The organism is Pseudomonas grandcourensis (assembly GCF_039909015.1).
Taxonomy (GTDB): domain Bacteria; phylum Pseudomonadota; class Gammaproteobacteria; order Pseudomonadales; family Pseudomonadaceae; genus Aquipseudomonas; species Aquipseudomonas grandcourensis.
On sequence record NZ_CP150919.1, the window covers coordinates 1,219,239 to 1,244,448 of the forward strand.

Here is a 25,210-nt window from a genome sequence, read left to right on the forward strand (position 1 = left end):
GGGTTTTTCGGTGTTTTTTAGAACGACGACTGGACCTTGATCCCGCCGATCAGCGCGTCATCGACCTCGTTCACGCCACCGGGATGGCGGATGTATTGCAGGTTCGGGCGCACGGTCAGCCAGTGGGTCACGTGCACGCCGTAATAGAGTTCGGCGCTGTATTCGGTGTCCTGGGGCGGCAGGTAGGACGGATTGTCGTAGTCGAAAACGACATTGGCCTGGTTGGTCGCCTCGGCATTCTTGCGAAAGGCCGGGTTGACGTGGACGCGGGCCATGGCGAAACCGATGTCGTCCCGGGCGCGTGCGTCGAACGGGCCTTTGTAGACGAGGCCGGCCTGGACGTAGTTGTCGATGGCGTTGGTCTTCTTGTCGTGCATCGTGCCGTTGGCGAACAGGCTCAGGCCCCTGGAGTGGTCGCTGGCGACGCTGGTGACTTGCTGTTGAAGGCCCAGCCACACACCGTGTTTGCTCGACGCGCTGCGGTAGGCTTCGCCGCTCAGGGCGGCAGGCTGGCCATTGCTGTCCTTGTAGACGTCGGTGGCGCTGGCGCTGCTGTAGTAGTAACCGGCGCGATATTCACCCGGCAGGCCGTTGAGTTTCGGCGTCCATACCAACTCCACCGGCAGGACCGCGCCCTGGGTGCCGCTGCCGCTGAGCTTGAAACCGTTGTCGCGATCCAGGTTCGACGGGTTCTGTTCATACGCGCCGACCTGTGCATAAAGCTCTGGCGTCAGGTGATATTTGACCCGCATCGCCCACTGGCTGACCGGCCAGTTGTACCAGATGTCGCCCGCCCAGTTGCCGACCTGGGAGCCGCAGAAAGCCAGGTTCTGGAAGTCGCAGGGGAAACTGTTGAAATCTTCGCCTTCGCCGAATCGGCCGACCTTGATGTCGAGTTTTTCATCGAGGAACTTCTGCTGGTACCACATCTGCGTCAGGCGCCAGGTCTGGCCGCGGCCCCAGACTTCCTGGGCCGAGGTGAAACCGCCGACACGCGGGTCGTTGATGCGGTCGTTGCTGATGTTGTTGCCGCTGCGTTCGGTAATGGTCAACTGGAACTCGGCGTCGTCCCAGCCGAGGATTTTCTGCAAGTCCAGGTGGGTGCCCAGGCCGAACTGGTCGCTGTAGCGAGCGGTGCGGTCGTGGTCGTAGCCGCCGTGCAGATTGCTGCCCATTTCACCGGTGTAATCGACTTTGAAGTCGTAGCCTTTTTCCGCGAGTTCTGTGCGAGTGCCGTTCCAGTCGCCGAGCATCCACGGTGAATCGCTATCGAAGGCAGGCGCCGCCTGAACGCAGGAGGCAAGGCCCAGCGCGGTGAGGCCGCTGATCAGTGGCAGGATGGTTCGTTGGGCAGCAGTTGTAAAGACAGCGCTGTCTCGCAAAGATTTAAAGTCAGGCATAGAGACGGAATTCTTGATCTTTTTCTGGGGGATAAACGGAAAGCAGCAGGCGTGAAGCGAAAGCAGAAGCGTTTCAGCAGGCAGCGGGGCGCAAGGATAATGTTCTGTTACAAATAGAGAAAGTGCTTTTGCTGACATGCATCGTTTCGGATTTGGTAACAGTGACAAAAGATCGCAGTCTTGAGTGACTCCATCCGCGCGTTTGCCTGCGCAGGCTCGGGACTTGTCCGGACGATCTTTTCCGTTTCACCTACATTTAACGTAAGGTGCGCGGCTTCCAATTCCCACTCTGCTCGAAGGCCCGGCATGACCGAACACAACACCGATCCGCTGCATGGCGTGACGCTGGAACAGATCCTCAACGCGCTGGTTGAACACTACGAGTGGTCGGGGCTGGCCGAGCGCATCGATATCCGCTGCTTCAAGAGCGACCCGAGCATCAAGTCGAGCCTGACGTTCCTGCGCAAGACCCCGTGGGCGCGGGAGAAGGTCGAACGCTTGTATGTGAAGTTGATGCGCACCAAACGACCGCTTTGAACATGGCCGACCCGTCTGCGTTACGCCGTCGTTTTGTGGCCGCGGCTGCCATGCTCGGCTGGGCGGGATTGAGCATCCAGATGTACCTGATTTTCCATTCACGCTGGACGCTGGGCGCCAGTCTGATCGGCGGGCTGGTGAGTTTTTTCAGTTTTTTCACCGTGCTGAGCAACACCCTGGTGGCGACCGTGCTGACCTGTGAGTGGACATCCCGCGAGTCGGCCGCGCGACGCTGGTTCCTGCAGCCTTGGGTCAGCAGTGGGATTGCCGTGAGCATCGCGGTGGTGAGCCTCGCCTACAACCTGCTGCTGCGCCACTTGTGGCACCCCGAGGGCTGGCAATGGCTGGCCGATGAGCTGTTGCACGACATCATGCCGTTGCTGTTCCTGGGGTATTGGTGGCGTTGTGTGCCCAAGGGCACATTGCGCGTGTGGCATATCGCGCTGTGGGTGATTTATCCGCTGCTGTATTTCGCCTATTCACTGTTGCGCGGGCATCTGCTGGCGGTTTACCCGTATCCCTTCGTGGATGTGGACAAACTGGGTTATCCACAGGTGTTCATCAATGCCGGCGGGTTGTTGGCGGGGTTTGTGGTGATTGCGTTGTTGGTGATCGGGCTGGATCGGTGGCGGGCTCGAACATGAGCGCGGATATGGCGGTGTGGAATGCTTTATGTGGCGAGGGGGCTTGTCGGATCGCCGCACCGCCCCGTTCGGCTGCGAAGCAGTCGCAAAACAGGTAAACGCGGTGTGCCAGACCATCACCGGTCGCAGGTTTTAGCGCCGCTTCGCAGCGCAACGGGGGCAAGCCCCCTCGGCACATAGTGACGCCAGTCACTCTTCGCCGCTGTCCCCCAATTTCCAGTAACCCACCGCCTTGACGAACTGCTCGTCCAGCCCATGCTCATCAAGCAACACCCGACGAATCTGCCGCGACACTTTGCTCTCGGTCGCCACCCACGCGTACAGGCTGCCGGCTGGCACCTGGATCTGGTGCACGGTGGCCAGCAGATTGTCCTTGCCGCCTTCGCGCAGCACCCAGATCACATTGACCTCGGCCGCACTGTGCAGCACTTGCTGCTCCTTGCCGTTTTCCACTTCCACGATCACCAGCGCACGGCGGTTGGCCGCCAGGCCTTCGAGTCGCCGGGCGATGGCGGGCAGGGCGGTTTCGTCGCCGATCAGCAGGTAGCTGTCGAAAATGTCCGGCACGATCATCGACCCCCGTGGCCCGCCGATGTGCAGGAACTGTCCCGGTTGGGCCTGCGCCGCCCAGGTCGAGGCAGGGCCGTCGCCGTGCAGCACGAAGTCGATGTCCAGTTCCAGGGTATCGAGGTCATAGCGGCGCGGGGTGTAGTCGCGCATCTCAGGCAGCGGACCGTTGTCCTTGCCGGCGCCCAGCACCAGGGTTTCCAGCGCTGCAGCCTGCTCGGCGTTCTGCGGGAACAGCAGTTTGACGTGATCGTCCGTGCCCAGGCTGACAAAACCCGCCAATTCAGGGCCGCCCAGGGTAATCCGGCGCATGCGCGGGGTCAGGTCGACCACGCGCAGCACTTCCAGGCGACGGCGTTTGATTTCGTGCATGACACGGTGAATGGTTGAGGCGATGACTTCAGTCATTCGGCGTTCTCCTGAACGGGTTGAACGGCGGGGCCGTCGACGATGGCTTTGGCGGTGTTGTTGAGCAGGTCGCGTACCCGCAGGATTTCGTCCGGGCTCCAGCGCCCATGGTGCATTTGCAGGGCGTGGCGCAGGTTATGCACAGCCTCGTGGATTTCCGCCGGGCGATCATGGCCGCGCAGCGAACGCTTGCTGACGTCGATGCGCATCCGCACGCCATCCAGGGCAACGGCTTGCTCTTGCAGGAATAGACGTCCGGCATCGGTGATGGCGTAGCGTTTTTTTCCGCCTTCGGCGTCGCCCAGGATCAGTTCGCTTTCTTCCAGGAACGTCAGGGTCGGGTAGATCACGCCGGGACTGGGGCAGTAGGCGCCCTCGAACATGCCTTCGATCTGGCGGATCAGGTCGTAGCCATGGCACGGCTGTTCGGCGATCAATGCCGGCAGCAATAATTTCAAATCGCCGGGGGCAAACACCCGGGGACCGCGGCCACCGCGTTCGCGGGCGGGACGTTTCTCGAAGCCGTCGCGGCCATCGCCGTGCTCACGGTGGGGGGAATGATGGTCTCTCATTTTCTGCTTTCTCTCGTCGTGTTTAGATACAACTTAAGATATATCTTAACGATCTGGCAATGGCTCCCGACCAACGGCACTCCCTTGGCGCGGCCATGGCTTGAGGGTCAAATCGAAAAAATAGTGCTTATTAGTAAAGGTAAAACCTCCAGAATTAGTGTTAACTCTCTAATAGATTAGTTTGCTCCATTGTTTACTGGGGTTGTGGTATTGGTCTTACAGAAGTTACTTTGTTAATATCTCGAGTGTCATGGCGGGCAGGAGCTGTTTGTAGTCTGTCTCTTACAGTCAAACATTGGTTTTATAGTTGTTTACGCTTTTTTCTTTCTGCTGTCATGGCACTCCGGCTACGCACTTGCAGGAATTTTCTTGCTTACTTTAAAGATAAATTGATCGATCATCTTTCGGCGTTGAAAGTTCGGCTTAGCAGTGGCTGCTCGTGACAGTTTTTGCTCTGTATGAACTTTCAGTACGTAATCCTTTTAAAAACACAGGTACTGAAAGATGTTCAAGAAAATCGCGTTCGCTGCTCCCCTGGCTGTTATTGCCCTGAGTTCTTCGATGGCGTTTGCCGCAGAAGAAATTCGTAGCTCAATCAACATCAGTGCCACCATTCCAAGCAAGGTTTTTCACGCTCAACCGGTGAACCCTGACTTCGGTAAAGATGAAACGATGGCCTACAATCTGGTCGACGGCACCTTGAGCCCGTTGCGTGCAACTTACGACGTTCGGCACACCAACGGTTCGGTTAACGCTTATGTAGAAGGTGGTCCGCAACCTCTGTTCAATGGTGCCGACAGCATCGCGCTGACCTACACCTTCAATGGCGTAACCTTGACCGGAACTTCTCAAGAAGTGGTCGGCGATACTGAGTCCAACGCTGGTATGCGGGCTGATCTGGTGATTGCGGCGGCCAAACCAACTACCACTCAGGCAGGTCTATACACCGCCACCCCGGTTGTGATTTTTGATGCCATTCCGCGCACCTGATTTTCGAAGCCGTAGGCGTATCCCGTAATACGGTTATGAACTAAGTCGGTTCTTTATTCGTTAACGCTTACCGGTCGATGGGTAATCACTGCCCATCGATCGGGTTTAACGCACTTATCTTTAGAGTATCTCGTTCATGTTCCCGATGACTCCCATCGCGACGGCGCTTGCCCTTTTTTTTTGCGCAACGGCCCTGGCTACAGCGGCGGAAAGTGGCCAAACACCTCGAAGTTTGTTAGCGCAGGCCAAAGGTTTGCCTAGCGAGTTTGAAGAGCATTTTTTTGATGTGCCATTAGCGGTGCGCGTGGAACTTGATCAACAGTTTCTGGGGGAGGCGATGGTGGTGTTAACCCGCGACGATCGAATCGCCCTAGTTGACTTCACTGATTTCAGCGACAGCATGATCAAAGCCAGCGAACGCGACACTTGGTCGAGTTATCTGAAACAAGGTGTAGCACTGGGCGGCTGTCAGACTAAATGCCCCGAGCAATTGCTAGCCGTGCACTACAGCCTTGAAAACTCTCTGGTCTCGATTCTCACGCAAAACGCCGAGCGTGACGAGCAGGCGCAGCTTTACTATGCGTTGCCTGAAGGCGGCAGCACCGGGTTGATCGTACGCAACCAGTTGAATCTCAACGGTGGCCAGAATCAGGACCTGGGCGGACGCTATGGTCTTGAAGCCAGCAGCAGTCTGGGTAACTGGACCCAAGCGGTAAACATTCAGCTGTCCCGATTGGGTGGCCCGGATAACCAGCTCTTTCACTCGGTGAATGAGCTCTTCACACAGCGCGAACTGGAAGGTAATTTCCTGCGCCTGGGCCTTTTCACGCCCTCGTCCGAAGGGTTGACGCGACAACCGCGTACTTTTGGCACCAGCCCTGACACGGCATTCGGCGTCATGTACGGCAGCTCGGACAGCCTGGCGATCAACAACCCGAAACCGGCGGTCTATCCGATTTATGTCACCGCCAATCGCCAGGGTTCGGTGGAGATCTACCGCGACGGCTTGCTGATCAATACCCAGGCGATGCCCGCCGGGCTACAGACCCTCGATACCCGACCGCTACCGGGTGGGATCTATGAAGTGGAAGTGCGCCTGATCGAAGACGGTCAAATCACCTCCAGCTCTCAGGAACTGATCTACAAACCCAGCAATTGGCGCAATCACGACGAGCGCTGGCGCTACAACCTGTTCGCCGGCCGTGAATCCAAAGTGCTAAGCAACTGGGACGAGCAGGACGACGGCGACATGACCGCCGGAGCGGCATTCAACTTTCTGCTGCATCCACGAGTCATCCTTGGTCTGAGCGGGCGACAAGTGCGGGACACTTTGCAGTATGGAACCTCGCTCGATTGGGCGATCGTCAACAGTGCCAGTCTTTATGCCAGCGTCTACCAAACCGAGGATTACGGCACCGGACTTGATGTTCAGGGGCTCTATTCCTATGGCAGCGGCAGCATCGTCGCCAGCCACAACCGTAGTTGGCTCGACACGACCCGGCTCTACGACACGTTACCGGACGGTACGCGAGTGCGGCAGCGCAATGTCTTTGTTGGTCAGACAAGTAACTCATCGCTGTCGGTGAATCATCGTCTGACCAGCAAAAGTTCGATCAATGCCCGAGTCTCCCACAGTGAAGGCAACACCGAAGGCACAGGGGTGGATCTCGGATGGACCCAGCGTACCCGTCTGTTTGGCAGCGATGCCAACTGGCGGTTGTCGTTGTTCGACAGGCCGGGAAGTTTCAGTTCGGGTGATGACAGAAACCGCGGTATCGACTTGAGCGTCAACATTGCATTGGGCGGTCCGGGTGAGCAGATATCCGGCAGTATCGGTACCCGTACGGACCGGGATGGCGGCCGGGACAACAACGCGTCGATCAGCTATCGCAAAGACCTTCAGGATCACCTGCTGCAAAGTGTCTCGGCCACGGCGATCACTGATACCTACGGCGTCGGTTTGAATGCCATGGCAACGATGCAATCGGACCTGGTCAACGGCGACGGTTTTATTCAGCGCTCGTCCTTCAACAACGATCTCACCGGCGGTCTTAACCTGGACAGCACCGTGGCCGTCGGCGCGAGCAAGATGGTCATGACCAGCCAGTACCACCGAGATGGCGCCGGCATGATCATCGATGTGGAGTCGGATATCGATGGCATTGTCCTGCGTGCGGACGACTTGAGTGGCAGCAGCGCGGTGCTACGGCCGGGGCGTAACTTCGTACCCATCACGGCTTACAAAAGCAGCTCGGTGAGTTTCGATTTCGAAGGCAATCATGTGCCTGCGGCGAACATACAGCCACCCCGTTCCAGCTATCACCTGAACAAGGGCGGCGTGGAGTACCGCAAGATCACCGTCAGCAAAACCGTCACCGTGCTCGGACGCTTGGTCGACCCTCAGGGTAAGCCGCTCAAGGGCCATCACATCATCAACCACGCCAGTCGTGGCGTCAGCGAAATCGACGGCTTCTTCTCCATGGAAATGAACGCCGGTTCTCCCACCCTGGAAGTGCGCTCCGGCAACCGGTTGCTCTGCCAGTTCCGTCTAGATCCGGACAGCGCCCAGCGGGAAAACGATGTGCTGATGATTGGTGATTTGCGCTGTACGCCGGATACGTTGGCGGATGCCACTGGCAATGCCGAGACGGCCGGTTAAGTAGCCGTCGAGGCTCTGGAGGAAGTTTAGTGTCTATCAATATGAATGCGGTGCGCGCCATAAAAAAAGCGATGAGTTATTGTTTTTTGTTCTTGGCTCTCAGTACGGCTCCATTGTTCGCAGTCGCGGCGTCGATGGATATTCAGGCCAAGTTCAGTCCTGATCCGGCTAATCCGTTGGTCAATAAATTTATCAATACGACGCCGTCTACCGGTTATTGCTTTGATTTTTATACTAGCTGTGAATTTTTAAGAATATTCAGTTTAAGAACACCAATTACGTTTAGCTCGAGTAATCCTATTCCCGGGCGACATAGTGATCCACGGCAGGGAGCGATGTTCAAGGTCCCAGCCGAATGGAGAACTTTCACTGTCAGCAAAGTAGGAGGAGAGGGAGCGACAAGCAGTGAGGCAGTAGAAGTTAAAGTACGTATTGCCGGTATAGGCACCCGGTATAGACTTAGTGCTTCGGCGTCTGATTTGGTCGGGCGTCTGGATGGTGAACACCACATTTTATGGTCAGGGCTGAACTGGCGCACTCCTTCTGCTCCGTCTGTAGGCACCTCGGTGAGTGGGCATATTCCTACTGAGTTCAATGTGTTTTGGCTTACACCGGTAGGAGGTACATGTACTAAAACGGCAGCTTATACAATTCCTGCTTTTGAATACTTACGTTTTGATTTTGGTTATGTGCTTGAAACGCCCGAGCCTCTAAAAATGAGTCAGGGGATCTACACTGGCAGTATCACTTATCAGATAGGGCCTCATGGTGACTTTGATATGGGTGACAACATGTTACCCAGTGAAAGCAATCTGACGCTTAACTTTACCTTGGAAGTTCAGCACACTCTAAAAGTTGAAATTCCACCCGGTGGTAATCACATCGAACTGGAGCCTCAGGGTGGTTGGCAAGCCTGGCTCAATCAAGGGCGCAAACCGGTTCGGTTGTTCCGGGACCAGACCTTTAATATTTCGGCGTCATCACGATTCAAAATGTTACTCGAATGCCAATACCTGGCGGGTAATGCCTGCGGGTTACGCGACACTGAATCCGCGCATCTGGTGCCGCTCAATACCAGTGTGAGCCTGCCGTATGGCCTGGCCGATGCGGCGGGGCAAACAGTCAATCGTCGCCCATTGCGTCTGGATGGCGGGGGTACGGAGCTTTTTCAACCCGGTTTTTATCTCGATCGCAAACCGGGGACCCTGCACTTTGAAATTGCCCGCGAACAGGTCGAGTCGATGCTGAGTGAGGGCGTCAGAAAAACATACTCGGGTGATGTCACGGTGATCTGGGATTCGGAAGTTTAAACCCATGTCGGTGGATCCGATTCGAGGGTTTTATTTTATTGAGGTGGTATGTCATGAAACGTCTGTTGGCACTCTTTGGTTTTTCTGTGTTTTCCCATGCAGCCCTGGCTGGGCCGCAAATTAATGTCGGAGTTGTTTACGACTATCTGGATGGCGATAAAAGTACTTACTTGAAACGTGTTTTCAACGGTGGTGACAGCACCGCTTTCGTCAAGATCAACATCCTCGAGATTATCTATGACGTCGATGGCAAGTCCCGGGAAATTCCACTGGAGAACCAGGCAGATGGCACTTCCCGCAATGGCTTGATGGCCAGCCCCGCACGCTTGATCGTGCCGGCCAACGGCATGCAGGGTTCGCGGTTGTTGTACATGGGGGAGCGTGAAAAAGAACGTTACTTCCGTGTGCGCTACGTGCCTGTGGTGCCGGAGAAGGAAGATGAGTTTGCTGTGTCCGTCGAAGAGCGTGAAGACTACAAAAAGAGCCTGTCAGCGGGTGTCAACGTACTGGCCGGGTACGGCACTGTATTTTTCGTGCGTCCAAAAGATACTCGTTACGACAGTGTGATCGAGAACGACGTCAGCCAGTACCGAATCCGTAATAACGGCAACACCGTGGTGGTGATCGATGAGTTCAAGGACTGTTCAGTCAAGAATGAACAGGAATGTCAGCCCGTTACCAAGCACCACATTCTGGCCGGTCGAACGTTCACGTTCGATAAACAGGCAGGCCGGGAATACCGTTTCACCATGGTTGAAGGATCCAAAACCACGAAGCTGGACGTAAAGGGATAACGCTGAGCGTTGGACGAAAGTTGTGTCAAGGCTTTCAGCCTTTTTAATTGCGTGCAGTACCAACAGGTGATGACACATGTTTAAGGAATTGATGACCATCATTTCGATGATGTTGCTGTCGTTGGCCAGCGCTTGTGCGTATGCCCTAGTTGAACGAGAAACCTTTGAAGTCTCAGTCACCGTCCCGACCGCGGAATTCTATGTGTTGCCGGTTGATCCGGACTGGATTGGACGGGAACAGAAACTGACCTGGGATTTGACTGCGCAGGCACTAAGCCCGCTGCGTAAACAATTCGACGTTAAAAACAGCAATGGCGAGATCACTGCACGATTAAGTGAAGAACCTTATTTGAGCAATGGCAGAGACGTGGACAACATTGCATTGGATGTTCAGTTCAATCGGGTAAAGCTCACGGTACATGATGCACCCGTCATTTCGGAAGTTGACGGAAAAACCGGTAAACGCGTGGAGTTGGTGATTGCGGCAGTCAAGCCGGATGACGGTTACAAGCCCGGTGAGTATTACGGCAGCGTGCACATGATCTTTGAGGCGAGTGCTCCTTGATCCTGTTTTAGAAACAAATGACGAATGTTTTCGTCACGTTTAAATTTCAGGCTGGTTAACAATGAAACTCTCTTTTTCGCTAAAAGTAATGACCGTGCTTTCGTTGGCGGGAGGTTTATCAACAGGGTTGTATGCTCCGTCCGCCAATGCGGTAGTTCAGGAGATTCGGGCGGAGTTTGTGCCTGATCCGACAAATCCGATGCTCAACAAATTCAAGAACACAACACCGGAAACCGGGGTTTGCCCCCAATGGATTGCGGCTGTATGCAAGAGGATGGGAATCTTCAGCCTGCAGGTACCCGGTCTACGATTCAATTCCTCAAAGCCTATTCTTGCCAATCATGCCGATCCCAGACAGGGCGCGATCTTCAGTGTGCCATCCAGTTGGCGGAGTCTGGAGGTCGTTCACTCCCGTACAGGCGAACGGGAGACGGTTCAGATGAGAGTCGCGGGAATTGGCGGCACCTGGAGTATGGCCAGACCCCCAGGGGTCAGTGCCTGGTCGCATGGGGGGTATTGGTTTAATCAATGGCGCTATGCGCCGGCTCCCTGTAGCGGTGTTGCCGTGGGGGTTGCCGGTGTCGCTTTTTCGCCCTTTTTCTGGCTGGTTCCCGAAGGTGCGGGCGCTTGTGGCAGGGTACCCTCTGTCGACATTCCCTGGTTCAACTTCTCTTCGGTTTCGTACGTCTATGAACTCCGGACCCCAAACCCCCTGGGAATGTCTTCAGGTGAATACAAAGGTTCACTGACCTACACCACAGGTCCGGGAATGGACTTCGACATGGGCGACGTACTGATCCCCAACGACAACGCCATTACACTCAATTTCACCCTGGATGTCATGCATGCGCTAAAAGTCGACGTCCCGCCGGGAGGTAATCGCATTGAGTTGGTGCCTCAGGGCGGTTGGCAAGCCTGGTTGAATCAGGGACGCAAGCCGGTGCGGTTGTTCCGGGACCAGACATTCAATATCTCGGCTTCATCACGGTTCAAGATGCAGCTCGAGTGCCAGTTCATCGCCGGAAACACCTGCGGTTTGCGCGACACGGGCTCTGCCGATCTTGTGCCCTTGAATACCAGCGTGACACTGCCATACGGCTTGACCGATGGAGCGGGACAACCCGTTGATCGTCGCCCCCTGCGACTTGATGGTAGTGGTACCGAGTTGTTTCAACCTGGTTTATACGTCGATCGAAAGCCGGGAGTCCTACACTTTGAAGTGGCACGGGAGCACGTCGAACAGATGTTGCAAAAGGACGGTGCCAAAACCTATACGGGAAATGTCACAGTGATCTGGGACTCGGAAGTGATTTGATCGCGCGCCCCTGAAGGCTTATTTTATGAGTTCTTCAGGGGCGGTATCAGTTATTGATCGTTTAAATGTTGGCTCTTGTCATGGCTTCTCGAGTCAAACGTCTTGCTAGTTCTTTTTCTTCGTCTCCCAAGTTGATGAGCAGCCGATTATAGATGTCCTCACTTATTGGAATTCCGGAAAACACTACATCTTCCTGAATCGAAAAATCGTTCATGAGTTCTATTAGTTTGTTTCGCAAGCCCATGCGTTGGATTTTCGTCAATTGCGTCGAATAGACCCACTCAAGCTGGGTGCTTAGTAACGTATCGATCCGCTCTGATTTACTCAGATAGAGCTGTTTGTTTTCTTCGAACTGCGAGGGGTATGTTTCACGAAGAAAGCGCTCCCAGAAGTCCAGCTCAAGCATTCTGTTAACCAGGCCGTCATCCTTTTCCATGGATAGCACCGTGTCGTACGCGTTATCGATCATGTCATCGGTGACGCCGGACACCGGCCGGTAAAGCATGGATTCGGATTGCCAAGGCAGGCCCAAACGTTCAGCCAAGCCCGTCTGATAAGCCAGGTAGACTTCCACTTCGTCAGGGTTGCCTTCACGGCTACTCAAATCGGCCCGGGCGATATCGTTTACCAGTTCCAGTCGCGCGGAACCTTTGGCTAGCATCACTAATTTATTTTCAAGTATCTCTGGATCAGTAGAGTAGGCGTGCGCCTCAAAGGCGAGTACCTCAATCCCCATATTGTTGAATAACTGCGCACCTGCATCAGCACATCTCACTGGATCCTTTGCCATTGTGAATAGCTTTTCCCTAAGCTGGGTGTCGATGTAGACGGCATCAAGCATGCGCCACAGGCGATCCAGTAGCTGTGTCCGAGATTCGCCTCCAGCACGATAATCAGCAAAACCCTCTGCCCCGTTAACGAAAGACAAAAAAGGTCCTGAGTCGGGCTCGTGTTTCAGCTCCTCCCAATGTTGGATGCGTTCAGGTCTCACGTCGGGAGCACCGGTCCATATCGATATGGTCGGCGGCATATCGATAACAGGCGATGCACCTATCTCATTGGGAAGACCTAACCACTGACGTATCTGATTAAACCTGAGGCGGTCTGAAACCGATAAGTTCTCGATATCGAGACGTGTTTGACCTACCACCCATGCATTTGGCGATTGATGAATCACTTCTGGTATTAGATTGATAGGATTGCCACGCATGTCCAAAACAAACTCCTGAGGTCTGCGTCTGGTAAACGTGCCAGTGGGCCAAGCAGTAATACCGGTGTTCCTCAAACCGACAGTGTTCAGCCGGGGCATGCGCCCAATATCCGGCAGCAGGGTTAGTGGATTGTCATCCAGTTCCAGAGTTTCCAGATAAGTCAGATTCCTCAGTTTCTCGACAGCGGGAGGGTCCAAGGTAATAGCGTTTGAACTCATTCGCAGACATTCCAGGCGATGCATGGCACCGATGCTATCTGGCAGGCGAGTCAGTTCGCAGTGGTTGGCATTGAGCTCCCGCAGGTTTGGAAAGTCCTTCAGCACCCCGTATAACTCGCTGGAAAACCTTGTGTTATCGAGTTTAAGCACGGTGACTTTGTCGAGATACTTTTTTAATTTTGGACGTTTTGACCACCAGGTTTCCAGATCCAGTGGTATTAACTCTCTAGAGAGATCGAGAGAGTAGGAGTACGGATCGGTGCGGGTACCGAGCACGGTATTTTTCCGCTCGTAACAGTCGATGAGCCGTTCGACTATGTGCCTTCCACCACCGCCAAGGAACCCGCGGTTGTCCGAAACCGAACTGTAAGGTTGCTGGCGCTCCCAGTGATTGAGTATTTCCCGCAACTCTGCGAGATCCTTTTCTTGCTCGTCCATCGCCCTGAGCGGCTCACCTCTGGTGTTCAAGGCCTGAGCAAATACCTCAACCTCGGCTTCACTGAAGTGCGGATGAAGATCCTGAATTCGTTCGTGCAGTGTTTTTCCTTCCTTACTGAGGCTACCACCACGAACCAACAGCATCGTTTCATGCTCGACAACCGGTCGGATGGGGGGCGTGGCGAGAACAGTTCTGCGTTCGCTAGGCGGCGCTGACTTGGCAATGACCCACTGCCTGAAAAACCTGGCATCGCCCGGTTTGTACCCCAACGCTTTTTTACCTTCGTTCCCCATGGCATGCAGCAGTGCTTCAAAAAAGACATCAGCATTGTGGATAGGCTGATTCGAGGCATCGCGCACCTGATACTTCCCCGAATTGTCTCGAATCAGTACCCGAACCTGCGTTGCGTCCTCGGGCCCGGCACTGCAACGAAGTTCGCCATCGAGTGTTCCCTGACGGATTTCTATGCGCAGGTCGCCAAACATATCTGTATTGAATCGCAACGCTCCCAATGCCAAGCGTTCGGTGTCGATATTGCTCAGTGCGTCGAGGTACAGACCTTGGGCTGCACGGACCGATTGCACTTCGAACTGGAGCTCTCGTGCCTGGGTTTTGAGACGCAAGGGGAGTCGAAGCTTTCGCTCAATATGTTGAAGCTCCGAGGGGGTTGCGCCCGCCATGATGTTTTCCACAATTCGGGCAGGCAGATCGGGGAAGTCGCTGAACAGTAGGGTGATCTCGGGAGATAACACGGCAGGTGGATTCACCGGTGCCCCCAGGCGCTGCAGGGTATCGGTCAGCAAAGGCGGCGGCGGGGCGTGCTCGATGTGCATCTTGCGCAGTTCGGCCTCTTCAGTACCGCTGATCTGACGGATCTGCTCCAGTTGTGTGTCGCTGAAGGCATCGGTCGTATGGCCCAGGCGACGCATCAGGGTCGTGCCTTCCCACTCGCGCGGGTTCTCCGTTTCGCAGATCCAGGCACCCTGGCCGTTGTGTCGCAGGGTCGGCGCATAGGCATCGAATCGCTGCGGATGGCGAATGCGCTGTTGCCCGGAAACGGGGTCGTCCAGCACTTCGAAGTGTTGATTGTTCAGGCGCAAAATTCGCCGGCCGCGATGCTGGTGAAAACCCTGTCGATCAGGCCGTGCATCCGCCGGCAAAACCACGTCGGTTCGTTGATAAGGGCTGAGGTCAGGGTTCCACAGCCGTGTCTCACCGTTTGCCAACTGCACCGGTTTCAGACTTTCGAAGAACGGCGAGAGCTTTGCTCGCGCGACATTGCCGATTGCGCCGCCTGCCGCAAATGCGCCCAACTGGACGACGCTTTCCAGCACGCTGATGGTCTGTTCTGCCGCCTCGGCAAAATGACCTTCGGCCAGGTCGACGATACCCTCGACCACTTCATCGGTCAGTTGCCAGGCGGTGTAGGCCAGCATCAGTTCGCCCAGACCGGGGACAAGCGGCGTGGCCACCAGCAGCGCGACGTTGAGAATGTCCGACAGCATTTTTTCCAGGTTATCCCACCACGCCCAACGCGCCATGCGGTCGGCGTACTCGGTGGAAATCGCGATTTCCCGCCCGTCGTTGAGAATCTTGTTGAGCTTCTGGCGGTAGTAGTAGCCCCAAAGATCATTCTTGAACACAGTCTCTCGGTCGGTCCTGACGCTCGACAGGCTGAACTTCAAGTCGGGGTTGGCCACGGGTGTTTCGCGCCAACTGGGCAAGTTGGAACCAGGTGGAGCCTGCTGCCAGGTGATTGTGCTCAGGCGGTCATTCAGTCCGGCAAAGAACTGTCCGCGTTGCTGATGGGGCACGAACTGGCTGAAGTACTGTTGATAACTTTTGCTGGAGGCGCCATCGCGCAGCTGGCGTGTCAGTTGCGCCATGAAATCGAGCGTCGACGGGTACAGCTTGAGCGGGTGCTCCGGGTCATGGGGAACATACGCCAGGACCGGGACGGTACTTGTGGAGGTGTATACATCAGGGGCGATCAGCACAATCCCAACCAGCCGCGTGTCCATCATCGACAGGTTGTAATAGCCGACGGGCTGCCCGCGCCATTGCATTTTTGAGCGATCGTCGAGCATGCTTTGCACGACGTCATAGGCCTCCTGGTCGATGTCCTTTTTCATCAGGGCCATTTGTGCCGCAACGTTCAACGCGCTTTTCTGACTGCGAATGACGGTGTAACGCAGGTAATTGCTCGCCACTCTGTTGGTCGACAGCAAAAAATCGTTCAGATGCTGTTGGTATCTGGCACCGATGTTCAGTTCGCGGCACAGTGATTTGAACTGATCGATGCTCAGCTTGTGCTTGAGGTGTTTGACCCCGAAATGCCCGCGAGCGTCGGGGCGGGTGATGAACTCGGAGTCTTGGCTAAATGACTCGTCGAGCGAAAAGTTATGCAGGGCGGCGTCCAGCAGCGAGACGGTTCGGCTGGTGACTCCGCCTGAAAAGTCATGCACCCACCAGGATGTTTTCACCGGTGCATACAATCGCAGCCAGGTCTGCTCGACATCGTCGTCGACGCCGAAGCGGTCCTTCAGCGCCTGTTGCAGGATGGGCCGGGCAAACCCGTAGACATCCTGCAGTTCGCTCAGTGCGCGATCTACCTGGTTTTGCGCAGTCCAGCTGAGCCTGATGTCATTCTTCAGTCGTTGCTGCAGCGCCCGGGTGGCTTCCCGTAGCGGGGCTGGAAGGATCACCCGGTCGGCTTTCAGTTCATCGACACGAGCGATGGAAGTCTCTTTCAGCCAGTAAGGGATAGCCTGTTTGACCCGTTCAAAATGGATACTTTTATCGGCCAGCTCATTGGCGAGTGAGTCTGGAGTTTTATCGGGGTTGGGCATTTTCTGATCGTCCGTTGATCAATAATGGAACGGACAGACTAGGTACGCATGGCCCCCGAAAAAAAGCTCAAAAACTGGTTTGAAAGGATGTCTTTTTTGCCCCGTTCCTCCAAAAATCAAAGAGTGAAAAATAAATAGTTACCACCACCCCGGTCCCGGTTCTGGTACTGGTTAGCGCACAGCCGTCGCCTGGGTTGGCCTGCACATCGTGTGGGTGCCCGGTTGCAGGTACGGCGTCAGAATCGGTGCCATGCCCTTGAGCACCTGCACCGGTAACGCCGAGGTGAAGGTGAAGCTTTCCGCCGAGCGGCCCGGCACGTACGCGGTCAGGGTGCCGAAGTGGGTATCGCCGATGTAGAACACGAAGGTGGCCGTGCGGTTGAGCGATTTCGAACTCAGGATCCGTCCGCCGGAACCGATGGCTTCGATGCGGTTGTCACCGGTACCGGTCTTGCCGCCCATGGCCAGCGGGCTGCCATCCGGCAGTTTGAAACTGCCAGCCACGCGTTTGGCCGTACCGGCATCCACCACTTGTGAAAGGGCTTCGCGCATGGCGGTCGCCACCTCGGATGGCATCACCCGTTTGCCGACGTCCGGGTCATTGATCAGTTGCGTTTCATAGGGCGTGTTCGCAGCGAAATGCAGGCTGTCGATGCGCAGGGTTGGCATGCGCACGCCATCGTTGAGGATGGTGCCGATCAATTCGGCCAGGGCGGCGGGGCGGTCACCGGAGCTGCCGATGGCGGTGGCCAGCGACGGCACCAGGTGGTCGAACGGATAGCCGACTTTCTGCCAGCGCTGGTGGATGTCGAGGAACGCTTCGATCTCCAGCATGGTGCGGATGCGACTGTCGCGGGCGCCCTTGTGCCGGCTTTTGAACAGCCAGCTGTAGACTTCCTGGCGCTCGAACTGGCTGGCTTTGACGATCTCGCTCCACTTGGCGTCGGGGTGATTGAGCAGGTAGCCCATCAGCCACAGGTCCAGCGGGTGGACCTTGGCGATGAAGCCCTGGTCGGGCAAGTCATAGGAGCCGGGGCCGTAAGCCTCGTAGAGCCGTACAAGACGTTCGTCGGTCAGTTTCTCCGTGAGCTTGGCGCCCGTGAGGTGCGAGCGTACGAAGGTGTTGAAGCTTTCCTGGCTGGCCTGCGGTAGTAGGTAGCGGTGTACGGCGGCCATGCGGATCGGGGTCGGGCGCATGCTGTCGAGGAAGGTGTCGAGGCGGTCCTGGGTGTCTTTGTTCTTGTACCTCTTCCAGAACTTGAGCAGGAACGAAGTGCCCTCGCGGTCGGCGAATTCGGCCAGGTATTCCTGGCGCCGCGGGTCGCTGTCGTCCTTGAGCAGTTCGGCACTGCTGTTGGGGCCGGAGTAGATGGTGTAGCGCACCAGATCGCGCATCAAGCGAATGAACGGCAGGTTGATCGACTCGCGCAGGGCATCGCGCAGGGCCGGTATCCGGCCGTTGTCTTCCTTGCGGAAGTTGTGGAACACATGCAAACCGCCCCCGGTGAAAAACGCCTCGCCGGGGCTGGCGGAGTATTTGCGGTCCAGGGCTGCGCCGAGCATTTTCTGCAGGTCGCGGTCCTTGTTCTCGATCAGGTAATCGACGGCCCAGCGGCTCAGGCGGTCCTGATCCGGTACGTCGACTTTCTTCAGTTCCGGAACGGTCATGCCGGCATATTTGTCGTGCAGCTCGGCGATGATTTGCAGGTAGGTGGTCAGCACGCGCATTTTCGCGGTGGAGCCCAGTTCCAGCTTGCTGCCTTCGTTGATGTCGAAGGGCTGGTCGGTGCTGTCGGTCTGTACCCGAACCCGGGAGCCGTCCGGGGTCAGTTCGAACAAGGTGAAGCTGTAGCGCACCTGGGTGGTGCTGGTGGTGGTCAGGAGGCGTTCGCCGATCAGGCCGATTTGCGTGGCAAACTCAGGGTCGGCGAGTTTTTTCAGGTACGCGGTGGCCTCGCTTTGCAACTCGCCTTGCAGGGTGCTGGTGGCGGAGAGGTCGAGGCGGTCGAGGTCATACAGCGGACGATTGAGCATCCCGGCCAAACGGCTGCGCGCGACGCTGATGCCCTTGTTGGTTTCAATCGGTTGAATGGTCGGCTGGGTGGCCCAGTCGCGGTAGGTCACTTTGCTGGCCAGGGCGGCGGCGGCGAACTCGGCGTCGATCACATTGTTTTGCGCCAGCAGGCGAATATGGCTGTCGGTGAGGTCGGCCAGTTCATCGTGACCCTTGGTCAGGTAGTGCGAGGGGCGGCGTTGGGCAATCATCAGCGACAGCATTTCGCGCAGGGCCAGGCCTTTTTCCGCCATGGTTTTTGGATCCGTCGCGGTGCTGGACAGCGCTTCGTTGGCCTGATTGAAGTCGGAGCCGTACCACACGCGCAACCCTTCTGCCATGCCATGCACTTCACCATGGCCCGGTACGGCCGACAGCGGCACGCTGTTGAGGTAGTCGCGCACCACATTCTGCCGGGCTTCGAGGGTTTGTGGCCCGGCCTGGTAGGCACGCACGGTAGCTGAAATCATCTGGCGAATCTTTTCCGCACCATTGACCGTCAAACCATCGGGGGAATGCCGGTACTTCTCCAACTGTGTGGCCAGGGTACTGCCACCGGCGGATTGGCCGGGCACGTGCAATATCTTGGCCACCTGGGACCACGCCGCCATGCCAAACCGCGGCCAGTCTACCGCCGGGTTGGCCAGCGGTTGTTTTGGATCCAGCAGGAAGCGGTTTTCGATGAACAGCAGGCTGTTGACCACCACCGGCGGGATCGAGGCAAATGTTGAATAAAGCTGCTGTGGATAGTTGTACTGGTACAGCGGCGCTGCACGGCAATCGGTGATCGACAGACCGGCCTGGATTTTCTCGGTATAAGGCACGAACAGGCCCTTGTCGCTGTACTTCAACAGCGCCGGGGAAAAGCGGGTTTGCGCCTCGACGACGAAATCGCGCTTGATCAGGCGCGGCAGGAACTCATCCAGCGAGCTGTAGCCCAGGCGCCGATCGAACGGACCGTCCCCCGGATAGCGAATCGCATCGCTGGGGCCGGGTTTGAGCTCATAGCTCAGGGACGCGGCGTATTTGCTGACTTCCCGGGCCTGGAACTTCGAGGTACGCATTTCCCTCGTCGCCGCCAGCCCCACGACAACCGCGATTATCAAAAGCAATAGCCAGAACGCTCCCCATCCGTGCCTGGAGCGACGGGGTTTTTCAGGTGTAGGCGCTTCATCCTCTCGTTCATTCGGAACCACGGCTTTACTCGAATCGGTTTGCCACAAAGCGCCCATAGTCGACTGATCCATTCACGCAGATTGATCGGACTTGAATGAAGCTTAGACGGTGGTTGGCGGGGGGGAAGAAAATGTGAAGGGCAAAATGATGCACGGACACACCAATAATTGGGCCGGATGGAGCCATTGTGGCGAGGGGGCTTGCCCCCGTTCGGCTGCGAAGCAGTCGTAAATCCGGTATTTGCGGTGTGTCTGATACAACAGTGGTTGCCTGATCGAGGGGCCTGCTTCGCAGTCCAACGGGGGCAAGCCCCCTCGCCACAAAGTGCTTGGTATACGGGCGTCTGTTTACAGCCAGCACGCATCCCAGAGCGGGTAGTCGCCAATTTTATCCACAAGCCCCGCCCTAAGTGGATTGGCAACGATGTAGCGAGCGAACGGTAGAAGATCTTCTCCGTCGCGGATGGCCCGGTCGTGGTAGCCGGTTTGCCAGAGCGGGCCATGGCGGCCGGTGATTTCGTTCACTTCACGGGTGCAGCGTGACTTGATGGCTCCGATGACACGCCCAAGATTGTCTTCTTCCAACTGCATCAACCAATGAAAGTGATCGGGCATGACCACCCATGCGATGGAGTTCACTACGTTGGTTTCATCAGCTCGGCGCAGTTCTGCAACAAGTAAGCGTCCCAAATGCCAATCCGAAAAGAGCGGTTGGCGATCATGGACAACAGCGGTGATGAGATATGCCCGGCCACACTCGGAATATCGGCCTAGACGCAAGCGGTGGGAGTTGGGTTGAGATGGCATTCCATTGCTTCCCTTGAGGTTATTAATTACACATTCAAGGCTAGTACCCGCTTGTCTCGGGCAGATCTGCATGTGTTGAGTGAAAGCTCTGATACCTGTGAAGGAATGACGGCATGAGAAGGCTGTTGTGGCGAGGGGGCTTGCCCCCGTTCGGCTGCGAAGCAGTCGCAAAACAGATAAACACGGTGTGTCAGACAATCACCAGTCGCAGTTTTTAGCGCCGCTTCGCAGCGCAACGGGGGCGAGCCCCCTCGCTACAGGTGCTGCTGCGGCTGAAGCGCGGTGGCGGTCTGTAATGGCCGGATTAGAGCCTTTTATAGGGCAAGTACGACTTTGGCAGGGGCATGACGATGCACCATTGTTGTGCAATACTCGGCGCCGTTTTTCCCACTGATCTTGCGGGTTTTTCCTACAAGACGGTTCTGCCCACGAAGCAGAACCGGTTCGGGAAGCAATGGCTTATCGGTCAGCGCTTCGCTACTCCGTGGTCATATCCAATAACAAGACGAGGATGTCCCCCATGCCCGTAGGCAATCACCTGCCACACGGCGAGACCGCTCAGGGCGGTCCGCTTAAACGTGAACTCGGCGAGCGGCATATCCGCCTGATGGCACTCGGTGCCTGTATCGGCGTCGGCCTGTTCCTGGGTTCAGCCAAGGCCATCGAAATGGCCGGCCCGGCCATCATGCTTTCTTACATCATTGGCGGTCTGGCGATCCTGGTGATCATGCGCGCCCTCGGCGAGATGGCCGTGCACAACCCGGTTGCCGGCTCGTTCAGCCGTTACGCCCAGGACTACCTCGGCCCGCTGGCAGGCTTCCTGACCGGCTGGAACTACTGGTTCCTGTGGCTGGTGACCTGCGTCGCGGAAATCACGGCCGTGGCGGTCTACATGGGCATCTGGTTCCCCGATGTGCCACGCTGGATCTGGGCGCTCGCTGCGCTTATCAGCATGGGCTCGATCAACCTGATCGCGGTCAAGGCTTTCGGTGAGTTCGAGTTCTGGTTTGCCCTGATCAAGATCGTCACCATCATCGCGATGGTGTTCGGCGGCATCGGCATCATCGCCTTCGGTTTCGGCAACGACGGTGTGGCGTTGGGTATTTCCAATCTGTGGACCCACGGCGGCTTCATGCCCAACGGCGTGCAAGGCGTATTGATGTCCCTGCAAATGGTGATGTTTGCCTACCTGGGCGTGGAGATGATCGGCCTGACCGCCGGTGAAGCGAAGAACCCGCAAAAGACCATCCCCAATGCCATCGGCTCGGTGTTCTGGCGGATTCTGCTGTTCTACGTCGGTGCGTTGTTCGTGATCCTGTCGATCTACCCGTGGAACGAAATCGGCACCCAGGGCAGCCCGTTCGTGATGACCTTCGAGCGCCTGGGCATCAAGACCGCGGCGGGCATCATCAACTTCGTGGTGATCACCGCGGCGCTGTCGTCCTGCAACGGCGGCATCTTCAGTACCGGGCGCATGCTCTACAGCCTGGCGCAGAACGGCCAGGCCCCGGCCGGCTTTGCCAAGACCTCGAACAACGGCGTGCCGCGTCGTGCATTGCTGCTGTCGATTGGTGCGTTGCTGCTGGGCGTGTTGCTCAACTATCTGGTGCCGGAAAAAGTGTTTGTCTGGGTGACGGCGATTGCCACCTTCGGCGCGATCTGGACCTGGGCGATGATCCTGCTGGCCCAGTTGAAATTCCGCAAAGGCCTGAGCGCCAGCGAAGCGGCAGGCCTGAAATACCGCATGTGGCTGTACCCGATCAGCTCGTACCTGGCGCTGGCGTTCCTGGTGCTGGTAGTCGGCCTGATGGCGTACTTCCCGGACACCCGCGTGGCGCTGTATGTGGGCCCTGCGTTCCTGGTGCTGCTGACGGTGTTGTTCTACGTGTTCAAGCTGCAACCGACGAATGTTTCGCAAGGTGCGGCGCGTTCGGTTTCGTAAGCGCCAACGCTTGAAATGAAAAAGCCCCGGTCGTAACTGATCGGGGCTTTTTTTGGTTTTGAAGATCAATGGATCGCAGGCTGCGATCTTTTGATTGTCTGGTTCAAACGCTTGTTGAACTCAAGCCACGCCCCCAGCAGTGCCATCAACCCGGCACCCACCAGCGCTGTGAAGATCTGCATGGCAAACGCATCGTCGGTCAGCGCATTGACCATATCCGCCAAGGGCGCAAGCAACACACCCAGACAGAAAATCTCCAGCGAGAAACGGCCCATGCGGCAACTTTGCTGCGCGAGCCAGTTTTGCGTCCATCCGCTGTCGGGAATCAGTTTCGCCGTGACGTAGGCCAGTGCGAGGAAATGCAGCAGGCGCACGGGGGACAGGTCGGTCTTGCTGATGGGGTACAGGACGTTTTGCAGGCTCGCCGGCACCACGGCATCGTGTATCTCCGACCAACGCCACAGAACGGTCAACACACCGGCGGCCACTACATACAGCGCCGCACTGACAAACAGCGGCTGGCGAACCAATGGGCGGGTTTCTGGCTGGCGCGGGCGCTGGCTGTGAATCGCAGCGGCACCGCCGAGTACGAACAGCAACTGCCAGGCAACCGGGTTGAAATACCACACGCCGTCCTTGATGGCTGCCAGGTTCCAGCCAGCCAGCGGCACCATCAGGTACAGCGCCAACGACATCGCGACCACCACCCAGGCCTTGCGCACCAGCAGCGGCAGCACCAGGGGCAAGCCTGCCAACAGCACGATGTACAGCGGCAGCGGGTCCATCAGGTTCGGCTTGAAGCGCAACAGCAGTTCATCGATCAGCGCCTGCTGCGGGTTGCTGATGAAGTGATGCATGCCCATTTCCTCCACCAGATCCCGTGTTTCCACGTGGCTGTTGGCGAAAAACACAATGCCCATCAGCATCGCCAGCAGGAAGATGTGCACCACGTAGAGCACCCACGCCCGGCGCAGGATTTTCACGCAGGCGATCAGAAAACCTTCGCGCGCCAGGACTTTGCCGTATGCCAAAACGGACGCGAAACCGGCCAGAAACACGAAGACCTCGGCCGCATCGCTGAAACCGAAGTTACGCAGGGTGATTTGCCCCAAGGGGTTGTGGGGCACGTGATCCCAAAAGATGAAGATCAGTGCCAGGCCACGAAAGAAGTCGATCCGGTGATCGCGCGCTAACGTCATGACAGCAGGCTCGTAACAGCGGGAAAAATGGGATTGGCCGCGGGCGCAAAGGCCACGCGCCCGATCGGCGGCGCGCAGGGTGGACTGATTCGCGGGCAATTGCAAAGTCGGGATATTACCGGATGTCTCGGGCGTTGCCCCAAGGCTCAACCGCTGGTCTGAAAGGTCCAAAAACCTGCGATTTCTGACAGCAGACAGGCTCCAATGTTAATGAGTGCATCGTTCTTGAAACGGGAGCCGTCCATGAGACTGTTGTGGAAAGGGCTGTCCAGTTACACGGTGATCGGGGTCGCCAACACCCTGATTCACTGGCAGATCTTTTTCCTGTTGAGCGTGGCGGCCGGCCTCAGCCAGGCGATCAGCAACCTGTCCGCGTTTTGCGTGGCTGCGTCGTTTTCCTTCTACATGAACGCGCAATTTACCTTCGCCGCCAGCGCCACGGTCGCAGGTTATCTGCTGTTTCTTTTGGGCATGGGGGCATTGAGCCTGGGGGTCGGCCATCTGGGCGACGTCTGGCGATTGCACGGCTTGCTCACGGTGGTCCTGTTTTCGGCGTTGAGCCTGGTGTTCGGTTTCCTGTATTCCAAATACGTGGTGTTTCGCGAGCGTGATCAATGAAAATCTCGCTCATTGTCCCGGTGTTCAACGAAGAACAGTCCATCAACCTGTTTTATCAGGCGGTGCGACGGGAGTTGAGGCTCAGCGGCACCGAAGTCGAGATCGTGTTCATCAACGACGGCAGCTCCGACCGCACGGCCGAACAGGCTATGGCTCTGGCTCAGGCGGACGATCAGGTCATGCTGATCAATTTCTCCCGCAACTTCGGCAAGGAACCGGCACTGTTTGCCGGCCTGGAGCACGCCAGCGGCGATGCCGTGATCCCGATGGATGTCGACCTGCAGGACCCGATCAACGTCATTCCGTTGTTGATCGAGCAATGGCAAAAGGGTGCCGACGTGGTGCTCGCCAAGCGCCGCAGCCGGGCTGCCGACGGTTACCTCAGGCGCCACAGTGCGTCGATTTTCTACCATGTGCTCAATCGCATCGCCTACACCCGCATCGAGGAAAACGTCGGGGACTTCCGACTGATGGATCGCAAGGTGGTCGACGTGATCCGTTCCCTGCCCGAGCACCAGTTGTTCATGAAAGGCGTGCTGTCGTGGGCCGGGTTCAACACCGTGGTGGTGGAGTTCGAGCGGGCAGGAAGGGTGGCGGGCAACAGCAAGTTCAATGGCTGGAAGCTGTGGAACCTGGCCCTGGAAGGCGTGACCTCGTTCAGCACTGTGCCGCTGCGCTTGTGGACTTACGTCGGTGGTGGCATTTCGATTTTCGCGGTGCTCTATGCGGTGTACATGGTGCTGGACAAGATTTTCTTCGGCAACAGCGTCCCCGGTTATCCGTCGCTGATGACCGCGATCCTGTTTCTCGGCGGCGTGCAACTGATCGGCATCGGCATCCTCGGCGAGTACATCGGTCGCATCTACATCGAGGCCAAGCATCGGCCGCGCTATGTGATCAAGGACATCGTCGGCGGTAAAGACCGGGGTGAGCGTTAG

General features: G+C 56.9%; 18 protein-coding genes. 11 read left to right on the top strand and 7 right to left on the bottom strand.

Annotation, left to right across the window (positions count from 1 at the left end; translation table 11 throughout):
- Positions 1–17 precede the first annotated feature (17 nt).
- Positions 18–1,400: a carbohydrate porin gene (locus AABM52_RS05335; RefSeq protein ID WP_347910818.1), complete on the bottom strand. Its 1,383-nt coding sequence runs from the start codon at positions 1,398–1,400 to the stop codon at positions 18–20.
- 306 nt (positions 1,401–1,706) lie between these two features.
- Here AABM52_RS05335 and AABM52_RS05340 point away from each other — a divergent pair, with 306 nt between their 5' ends.
- Positions 1,707–1,937 (top strand): VF530 family DNA-binding protein, encoded by a 231-nt coding sequence (locus AABM52_RS05340; protein WP_007985772.1) that lies wholly within the window; start codon positions 1,707–1,709, stop codon positions 1,935–1,937.
- Positions 1,938–1,939: 2 nt separating this feature from the next.
- The gene (locus AABM52_RS05345; RefSeq protein WP_347910819.1) at positions 1,940–2,581 is read left to right on the top strand and encodes a Pr6Pr family membrane protein; all 642 of its coding nucleotides are present in this window, start codon (positions 1,940–1,942) and stop codon (positions 2,579–2,581) included.
- 189 nt (positions 2,582–2,770) lie between these two features.
- Here the strand turns inward: AABM52_RS05345 and AABM52_RS05350 are convergent, their stop codons facing one another.
- A complete protein-coding gene (locus AABM52_RS05350; protein WP_347910820.1) occupies positions 2,771–3,556 on the bottom strand; it encodes a siderophore-interacting protein in 786 nt (261 codons plus the stop codon).
- On the bottom strand, positions 3,553–4,128 hold the full coding sequence (locus AABM52_RS05355; protein WP_347910821.1) for a PadR family transcriptional regulator: 576 nt from the start codon (positions 4,126–4,128) through the stop codon (positions 3,553–3,555). The genes AABM52_RS05350 and AABM52_RS05355 overlap by 4 nt, the downstream gene beginning before the upstream one ends.
- Positions 4,129–4,632: 504 nt before the next feature.
- On the opposite strand from AABM52_RS05355, the gene AABM52_RS05360 reads away from it, so the two are divergent.
- The 6 genes from AABM52_RS05360 to AABM52_RS05385 all read left to right on the top strand — a co-directional run bounded on the left by AABM52_RS05360 (position 4,633) and on the right by AABM52_RS05385 (position 11,761).
- Positions 4,633–5,118: a CS1 type fimbrial major subunit gene (locus tag AABM52_RS05360; RefSeq protein ID WP_347910822.1), complete on the top strand. Its 486-nt coding sequence runs from the start codon at positions 4,633–4,635 to the stop codon at positions 5,116–5,118.
- A 136-nt stretch (positions 5,119–5,254) separates the two neighbouring features.
- Positions 5,255–7,777 (top strand): CS1-pili formation C-terminal domain-containing protein, encoded by a 2,523-nt coding sequence (locus AABM52_RS05365; RefSeq protein WP_347910823.1) that lies wholly within the window; start codon positions 5,255–5,257, stop codon positions 7,775–7,777.
- 29 nt (positions 7,778–7,806) lie between these two features.
- On the top strand, positions 7,807–9,087 hold the full coding sequence (locus tag AABM52_RS05370; RefSeq protein WP_347910824.1) for a hypothetical protein: 1,281 nt from the start codon (positions 7,807–7,809) through the stop codon (positions 9,085–9,087).
- Positions 9,088–9,140: 53 nt separating this feature from the next.
- The gene (locus tag AABM52_RS05375) at positions 9,141–9,881 is read left to right on the top strand and encodes a molecular chaperone (protein ID WP_347910825.1); all 741 of its coding nucleotides are present in this window, start codon (positions 9,141–9,143) and stop codon (positions 9,879–9,881) included.
- 76 nt (positions 9,882–9,957) lie between these two features.
- Positions 9,958–10,446, top strand: a complete 489-nt coding sequence (locus tag AABM52_RS05380) for a CS1 type fimbrial major subunit (protein WP_347910826.1) — start codon at positions 9,958–9,960, stop codon at positions 10,444–10,446.
- 61 nt (positions 10,447–10,507) lie between these two features.
- The gene (locus tag AABM52_RS05385; protein WP_347910827.1) at positions 10,508–11,761 is read left to right on the top strand and encodes a hypothetical protein; all 1,254 of its coding nucleotides are present in this window, start codon (positions 10,508–10,510) and stop codon (positions 11,759–11,761) included.
- A 61-nt stretch (positions 11,762–11,822) separates the two neighbouring features.
- On the opposite strand, the gene AABM52_RS05390 is transcribed toward AABM52_RS05385, so the two are convergent.
- The 3 genes from AABM52_RS05390 to AABM52_RS05400 all read right to left on the bottom strand — a co-directional run bounded on the left by AABM52_RS05390 (position 11,823) and on the right by AABM52_RS05400 (position 20,513).
- The gene (locus AABM52_RS05390; RefSeq protein ID WP_347910828.1) at positions 11,823–16,478 is read right to left on the bottom strand and encodes an NEL-type E3 ubiquitin ligase domain-containing protein; all 4,656 of its coding nucleotides are present in this window, start codon (positions 16,476–16,478) and stop codon (positions 11,823–11,825) included.
- Between the two features lie 171 nt (positions 16,479–16,649).
- The gene (locus tag AABM52_RS05395) at positions 16,650–19,763 is read right to left on the bottom strand and encodes a transglycosylase domain-containing protein (protein WP_347910829.1); all 3,114 of its coding nucleotides are present in this window, start codon (positions 19,761–19,763) and stop codon (positions 16,650–16,652) included.
- 291 nt (positions 19,764–20,054) lie between these two features.
- Positions 20,055–20,513 (bottom strand): transposase, encoded by a 459-nt coding sequence (locus AABM52_RS05400; protein WP_347910830.1) that lies wholly within the window; start codon positions 20,511–20,513, stop codon positions 20,055–20,057.
- A gap of 520 nt (positions 20,514–21,033) precedes the next feature.
- On the opposite strand from AABM52_RS05400, the gene AABM52_RS05405 reads away from it, so the two are divergent.
- A complete protein-coding gene (locus tag AABM52_RS05405) occupies positions 21,034–22,455 on the top strand; it encodes an amino acid permease (protein ID WP_347910831.1) in 1,422 nt (473 codons plus the stop codon).
- Between the two features lie 65 nt (positions 22,456–22,520).
- Here the strand turns inward: AABM52_RS05405 and AABM52_RS05410 are convergent, their stop codons facing one another.
- The gene (locus AABM52_RS05410; RefSeq protein WP_347910832.1) at positions 22,521–23,654 is read right to left on the bottom strand and encodes an OpgC domain-containing protein; all 1,134 of its coding nucleotides are present in this window, start codon (positions 23,652–23,654) and stop codon (positions 22,521–22,523) included.
- Positions 23,655–23,897: 243 nt separating this feature from the next.
- Between AABM52_RS05410 and AABM52_RS05415 the strand changes: the two genes are divergently transcribed.
- Positions 23,898–24,272 (top strand): GtrA family protein, encoded by a 375-nt coding sequence (locus AABM52_RS05415; protein ID WP_347910833.1) that lies wholly within the window; start codon positions 23,898–23,900, stop codon positions 24,270–24,272.
- Positions 24,269–25,210, top strand: coding sequence for a glycosyltransferase family 2 protein (locus AABM52_RS05420; RefSeq protein ID WP_347910834.1), 942 nt, complete (start codon positions 24,269–24,271; stop codon positions 25,208–25,210). Before AABM52_RS05415 ends, AABM52_RS05420 begins: the two co-directional genes overlap by 4 nt.